Source organism: Priestia megaterium (assembly GCF_046599315.1).
In the GTDB taxonomy this organism is placed as follows: Bacteria; Bacillota; Bacilli; order Bacillales; family Bacillaceae_H; genus Priestia; species Priestia megaterium_F.
In genome coordinates this window covers 228,022-234,021 of sequence record NZ_JBKIKC010000007.1, presented here as the reverse complement: position 1 = coordinate 234,021, position 6,000 = coordinate 228,022, and the positions used below count along the sequence as shown (strand labels likewise).

Annotated in this window: 6 protein-coding genes and 1 pseudogene; 6 read left to right on the top strand and 1 reads right to left on the bottom strand. The window is 37.1% G+C overall.

Going from position 1 to position 6,000, the window contains the following annotated elements; genetic code table 11:
* Positions 1 to 251 (bottom strand): annotated as a pseudogene (locus tag ACLHDF_RS20500) (hypothetical protein); the annotation flags it as partial.
* Between the two features lie 216 nt (positions 252 to 467).
* Between ACLHDF_RS20500 and ACLHDF_RS20495 the strand changes: the two are divergent.
* The 6 genes from ACLHDF_RS20495 to ACLHDF_RS20470 all read left to right on the top strand — a co-directional run bounded on the left by ACLHDF_RS20495 (position 468) and on the right by ACLHDF_RS20470 (position 5,994).
* Positions 468 to 992 carry a M15 family metallopeptidase gene (locus ACLHDF_RS20495; RefSeq protein WP_413920485.1) on the top strand — a complete coding sequence of 175 codons (525 nt, stop codon included), beginning with the start codon at positions 468 to 470 and terminating at the stop codon, positions 990 to 992.
* Between the two features lie 477 nt (positions 993 to 1,469).
* The gene (locus ACLHDF_RS20490; RefSeq protein WP_413920484.1) at positions 1,470 to 2,198 is read left to right on the top strand and encodes an amino acid ABC transporter ATP-binding protein; all 729 of its coding nucleotides are present in this window, start codon (positions 1,470 to 1,472) and stop codon (positions 2,196 to 2,198) included.
* A gap of 21 nt (positions 2,199 to 2,219) precedes the next feature.
* Positions 2,220 to 3,035, top strand: a complete 816-nt coding sequence (locus ACLHDF_RS20485) for a transporter substrate-binding domain-containing protein (RefSeq protein ID WP_413920483.1) — start codon at positions 2,220 to 2,222, stop codon at positions 3,033 to 3,035.
* Positions 3,036 to 3,109: 74 nt separating this feature from the next.
* Positions 3,110 to 3,748 (top strand): amino acid ABC transporter permease, encoded by a 639-nt coding sequence (locus tag ACLHDF_RS20480; protein WP_413920482.1) that lies wholly within the window; start codon positions 3,110 to 3,112, stop codon positions 3,746 to 3,748.
* 14 nt (positions 3,749 to 3,762) lie between these two features.
* Complete coding sequence (locus ACLHDF_RS20475) at positions 3,763 to 4,413, top strand: amino acid ABC transporter permease (protein ID WP_413920481.1); 651 nt, start codon at positions 3,763 to 3,765, stop codon at positions 4,411 to 4,413.
* A gap of 225 nt (positions 4,414 to 4,638) precedes the next feature.
* A complete protein-coding gene (locus tag ACLHDF_RS20470; protein WP_413920480.1) occupies positions 4,639 to 5,994 on the top strand; it encodes an amino acid permease in 1,356 nt (451 codons plus the stop codon).
* Positions 5,995 to 6,000: the final 6 nt, after the last annotated feature.

Here is a 6,000-nt window from a genome sequence, read left to right as displayed (position 1 = left end):
AAGGGGCCGTCCTTATGCTGAGGCAAGCTTACTCCGAGTTTCTGTAATTTTTCTTGTGCTTTTTTCATAATATCATCAACTTTTTGTTGTGTTGCATCATCTGTATTTGTTGTACTGCCATTTGTTCGCTCTACCACTGTTGAAGAGCTTGTTTCATCTTTGCTTGCTGCAAATGCCGTGGAATTTGCAGCGGCCATAACTCCTAGTGTTAAACCGCTTGCCATGATATAACCGAATAGTTTCTTTTTCATGCTGTTGTCACTCCTTAAAAGTTATAGGGGTGTGGTACAGAGCTGTCCACAGATGTTAATGTAACCACCAATAGTGAAAAAATGGTGAAAATAGATAAAAAACGAAAAAATATATAGACTTTTCGTGAACAGTACATTTCTTTTATTGGACAACAAAATGAAATTCGATATGATTTTATCCAAGAAACAACACAAAAGAATGGAGACTTTATATAGATGAACACTCTTAAAAAATGGGGAATAGCTTTGGTAGCTGCAATAGCGGCTTTAAGCCTCGTGTTTTTGTTTCGAGATGAGTTAAAGCCAGGTCCAACGTTAGAAGATTTTTCAGGAGCAACTGAGTTGCACCCTGTTGTAGAAGAAAAGAAAAATAAACTTGTTCAAAAAGCAAGTGACCGAGGAATCTCGATTGTAATTACGGAAGGTTTTCGTTCGAAAGAAGAACAAGATAAGCTTTATGCAAAAGGCAGGACGGAAGAAGGCAATATTGTGACCCAGTCAAAAGGCGGCCAGTCTTACCACAACTACGGATTAGCTATTGATTTTGCTATTCAGTTAAAAGATGGACAAGTTATTTGGGATATGGAATATGACGGCAATAATAACAATCAATCTGATTGGATGGAAGTTGTAGACATCGCAAAAAATTTAGGGTTTGAATGGGGAGGAGATTGGCGAGGTTTTAAAGATTATCCTCATTTTCAAATGAGTCCGGAAAATATAACAAACGACACACGCTAATAAAGCGTGTGTTTTTTTAGGGGGATAATATAATTTTACTATATTTATGTCAGAACCTCTAACACAACTAGAGATTTGTATTTTCTTTTTTTATTAATGTACCGATAAGAGATTTTTTTATATAAATATAATAAAAACATAGATGGATAATTGGGGGTAGGTATGATTATAGAGAACTGCTCGATAAAAATGAAAGACAATTCGTATAAAGATATGCGTTAACTAATATAATCTATTGATTAAGCTTATACAAGTACCTTCAGCCTAGCGAATGTATGCTTACATATCAGTGGGTGCCGACAAAACCTTTTATTTTTCTAGCATATTTTATTTGAAGGTAGTTCATTCCGATTACAAAAAAGAGATAATTTGTCAACTATTGACTTTATTTTAAGGATAAGAATATAATTTTTAATATATTTCAAATATTTTAAAAATTTAAATATTTATTATTGTTCGCAGATTAGGAGGGGGAAAATGATTGTTTTTGACGGAGTGAATAAATATTACGGTGATTTTCACGTATTAAAAGATATCAATTTAACAATTGAAAAAGGTGAAGTGGTCGTTGTAATTGGGCCTTCGGGTTCTGGTAAAAGTACGATGCTGCGCTGCATAAATTATTTAGAAACAATATCTAACGGACAGTTAACGGTAAATAATATACTGGTTGCGGATAAAAAAACAAATATTAATAAACTGCGCCGTAATATAGGTATGGTGTTTCAGCATTTTTATTTATATCCGCACAAAACGGTTTTAGAAAATATCACGTTAGCGCCTATGAAAGTACTTGGGCAGTCTGCCGAAGAGGCTAAGAAAACGGCTCTGTATTATTTAGATAAAGTAGGAATCGGTGAAAAGGCTAACGCCTATCCATCCCAGCTTTCAGGCGGACAGCAGCAGCGTGTAGCCATTGCGAGGGGACTTGCGATGAAACCAGAAATTATGCTTTTTGATGAGCCTACCTCTGCTCTTGATCCAGAAATGATTGGAGAAGTGCTAGATGTCATGAAGACATTGGCTAAAGAGGGAATGACGATGGTAGTAGTAACTCATGAAATGGGGTTTGCGAAAGAAGTAGCAGATCGCATTGTATTTATGGATCAAGGAAAAATCTTAGAAGAGGCAACTCCGGCTGAGTTTTACGAAAACCCGCAAGAAGAAAGGGCACGTTTATTTCTTAGCCGTATTTTAAATCATTAATTGTTTAATAGGGGGAGTAACATGAAGAAATCAAAAACGTTTTTAAAGGCGGCTGTGCTTTCATTAGCAGCGGCTATGATGTTAGCAGCTTGTGGAGGGAAAAGTGAAGAAACGAGTGGATCACCAGCTAAAAAAGATGCTCTCACTGAAATCAAAGACCGAGGGAAAATCGTCATTGGGGTCAAAAATGATACGCGGTTGTTCGGATTAAAAAATCCGAAGACGGGTGAAGTAGAAGGTTTTGATGTTGATATTTCCAAGCAGCTGGCTAAAGAGATTTTAGGAGATGAAAACAAGGTAGAATTTAAAGAAGTTACGTCCAAAACAAGGGTTCCTCTTCTCCAAAAAGGAGATATTGACGCTGTTGTTGCGACAATGACTATTACAGACGAACGTAAAAAAGAAGTGGATTTTACGGATGTGTATTTTCAAGCTGGACAGTCTCTTCTTGTGAAAAAAGGCAGTAAAATTAAAAGCATCGATGATTTGAAAAAAGGTACTAAAGTGTTGGCTGTTAAAGGATCAACTTCGGCTATTAACATTCGTGAAAAAGCACCAGAGACAACGGTATTAGAGTTTGAAAACTACGCAGAAGCATTTACAGCTTTAAAATCTAAGCAAGGAGATGCTTTAACAACTGATGATGCAATCCTTTATGGAATGGCTGATGAAGATCCTTCTTATGAATTAGTAGGAAAGCCGTTCACAGAAGAGCCTTATGGTATTGCTGTGAAAAAAGGAAACAAAGAGCTTGTAGATGCCTTAAACGATGCGCTCAAAAAGATGAAAGACTCTGGGAAATATGATGAAATTCACGACAAGTGGATTAAAAAATAAGCATATAGTTTTCTTTTCTCAGGGTGAGCAGTATACTGCTCATCCTGCTTGCTTAGTTGAAGGGAGGAAGAAAATTGTTGGATTTTTCAATTTTGACGAACAATATGGACCTTTATTTAGAAGGTTTTAAGTACACCATTATCGCGAGTCTAATCACTTTAATAGCCAGCTTTGTACTTGGTACTGTAATCGCGGTGATGAGAATAGCACCGCTCAAAATAGTCAATGCAATTGGTACGGTTTATGTAGAGTTCATTCGAAATATTCCGCTTGTGGTTATCGTCTTTTTTATCTTTATTGTGGCAGGAATCAGCGGTACAGCGGCTGGGGTGCTGGGATTAACCATTTATACGGCAGCTTTTATAGCCGAAGCTATACGAGCAGGAATTATGGCTGTTCCAAAAGGGCAGCTTGAAGCGGCTCGCTCATCTGGTCTTACGTACGGTCAGGCGATGCGGTTCATTATATTACCTCAAGCGATAAAAATCGTCATTCCTCCTCTTGGGAATCAATTTATTAATTTAGTAAAAAACTCATCTGTGTTAGGGATTGTTGCTGGTTTTGATTTAATGTATCAGGCAGATCTCGTTTCCTCTCAAACTTACGTAGTGTTTGATGTATATATTTTTGTGGCCTTGTTTTATTTAGTTTTAACCGTTCCGTTAAGTTTAGGAGTTGGTTATCTTGAGAAACGTCTTGGTAAAACAAGCTGAAAGGAGTGAAAGTGATGGATTTTGTGGGTGCTTATTCTCTTGATCATCTTTCCTTCTTAATGGAAGGTTTTTGGGTCACTTTAAAAGTAGCATTCATTTCGATTGTATTAAGTTTTATTATCGGGAGTATAGTGGGTATTTTAAGATATGCCCGTATTCCAGTTCTGTCTCATGTACTTGCTTTTATCGTAGAAATTATTCGGAATTTGCCGCTGCTTTTAATCATCTTTTTTACATACTTTGCTTTACCTGAGATCGGAATTGATATGGAAATTACGTCAGCAGCTATTGTGGCCCTCACTGTATTTGAATCTGCTATGATTTCAGAGATTATCCGAAGCGGATTAAAATCAATTGAAAAAGGACAAATTGAAGCGGCACGTTCCTCAGGTTTAAACTATTACCAAACGCTTCGTTTCGTTGTGCTGCCACAAGCTTTGCGACGAATGGTACCTCCCTTAGTTAGTCAATTCATTTCATTATTAAAAGATACATCGCTTGCAGTGGTCATCGCACTTCCTGATTTGCTCCATAACGCTCAAATTATTTACGGACAGAAACAAAGTTACGTGGTGCCGATGTTTTTAATTATCGCCATGATGTATTTTATTGTGAATTATGCTTTATCAATCATTGCAAGAAAATTAGAAGTCAAAAGGGTATAAAGGCTCTTTTGACTTTATTTTTGGAAAATAAATAACATTGACAATGTATTGATTCAACGCATAAAATGACTAAAGTAACAGTGGTTAAATCAAATCATTTTCATTCATCATATAGAAGAAAAAAACAGTGTTGGTCCAACCCCTACTGAATATCCGGTAGGGGTTTTTGAGCAAGAAGTGATTTGGTTAAACTAACACGTAAAATGAACAGAAGGGACGGGCATCATGGAAAAACAGGATCAAAATTTAAAAAAAGGTCTGTTGCCACGTCATGTGCAGCTCATTGCGCTTGCCGGTATGATTGGGACAGGCATTTTTAAAGGTAGCGCTGATACGCTGGGTATTGCAGGACCAAGTGTTGTACTGGCGTATTTATTTGGCGGACTTATCTTATTTATTGTAATGACAGCACTAGCAGAGATGGCAATTGTATATCCGAATATGAACGTACAAAATTTGGTGCATAAGGCATTCGGTACGCAAACCTCTTTTATTGTAGGGTGGTTGTATTGGGTGAACTGGATTGTCGTGACGGTTGTTGAACTGCTTGCGGGAGGAAGCTTTTTGAAGTTTTGGTTCCCTTCTGTACCTCTTTGGCTCTTAAGCTTTCTCTGTGCAGTGTTGATTGTAGGAATGAATTTATTTCAAGTAAAATATTACGGAGAAATTGAGTTTTGGTTTGCCGGCATCAAAGTAATTGCTCTTACTGCTTTTATTATATTGGGAGCTTTCATTTTATTCGGTGTGATTCCAAGTGACGTGCACAACCCTTGGGCAAATTATACGGCTCATGGAGGATTTTTCCCTCACGGCATGAGCGGTGTGCTAAGTGCTTTTTTAATTGTGATGTTCTCCTACGGTGGAGCTGAACTAATTGGTGTAGCCGTAACGGAAACAAAAGATGTAAAAAATGTTTTACCGAAAGTAATCAAAGGCACAGTATGGCGAGTGATCGGTTTTTATATTTTGCCTATTTTAATTATCTGCGGCCTTATGCCTTGGAATTCTGTATCAGGACAAGACAGCCCGTTTGTGCAAGTGTTTAGTATCACTGGACTTCCGGGTGCGGCTCATATTATGAACTTCGTTTTATTGACGGCCGTTCTATCTGCAGCTAATTCAGGGATGTATGCAACTTCGCGTACGCTCTATGCTATGGCTCAAAGCGGAGAAGCATCAAAGCGCTTCTTGAAAGTTTCAAAAAATGGTATTCCGATTAATGGGTTGATGATTACAGCTGTTTGTATTTTAATAGGTGTGTTTTTAGCTTATAAAACGCCAGATAATGTAATTAGCTATTTGATGACTATTCCTGGATTCACAATTATTCTCATTTGGGTGAGCATTTGTTTAGCTCAATTAAAGCTGCGTAAAGGGTATAAAGAAAAGCCGTTTTTCGCATTAAAGTGGTTTCCTTATACAACGCTTTTTGCAACAGCAGCACTGCTTGTTATTTTTGTATCATTTATGTTTAACAAAAACAATGTGATTGGATCAAGCGTATGTGCGGTTATTCTAGTCGTACTCCTCATTTTTTCATTTATTAATAAAAGTCGAAGAGAAAAAAAGTTTGAAGTATAGCAAAAA